Raw genomic sequence first — 630 nt, 5'->3', positions numbered from 1 at the left:
TCGACTTTCCTGACAGGGTAACCTTATTGGCTCCCTGTCCGGAATCCTCGGGGCACCTCAAAGCCACATGATCCCGAGGAAGACCGCACCCGCCGATGCCATCATCACCCACCGAGATTCTGCTGCCGCACCGACCCACCGATACGCCGCTACCGGTAGCGGTCACTGACAGCGAGCAGCTCAGTCTGTTCGTCGCGTTGAGGGCGGTACCCGATCCGCGTGACCCGCGTGGCCGCCGCTATCCCCTGGTCAGCATGCTCGCGGTCGCGGTGTGCGCGGTGCTGGCCGGCGCGTGCACGTTCGCCGCTATCGCCGACTGGGTACGCGACCTGGACCGCGCCGCGTGGGCGAGGCTCGGGTTCACCGACCGGGTCCCCGCCGCGACCACGGTGTGGCGGCTGTTGATCCGCGTCGACGCGCAGGCACTGTCGACGGTACTGGCCGGCTGGCTGCGGGCACGCACCACATCGGACGGCGGGACCGGACGGCGGTGGCGCCTCGTCATCGCCGTCGACGGCAAGGTCGTACGCGGCGCCCGGCTCGCCGACGGACGTCAGGTCCATCTGCTGTCGGCGTACGACACCGGCACCGGGATCGTGCTCGCCCAGGTCCAGATCGCGGCGAAGTCGA

1 protein-coding gene is annotated in these 630 nt (G+C 69.5%); it reads left to right on the top strand.

Features of this window, described 5'->3' with window-relative positions:
• Positions 1-95: 95 nt before the first annotated feature.
• The coding region (locus tag ACFHWU_RS29295) for a transposase family protein (protein WP_416592324.1) at positions 96-630 on the top strand (535 nt) is incomplete at its 3' end.

This window comes from Micromonospora sp. LOL_015 (assembly GCF_048060275.1).
In the GTDB taxonomy this organism is placed as follows: domain Bacteria; phylum Actinomycetota; class Actinomycetes; order Mycobacteriales; family Micromonosporaceae; genus Micromonospora_E.
Note: the sequence above shows the minus strand (reverse complement) of the source record. Positions and strands in the feature narration are given on the sequence as shown.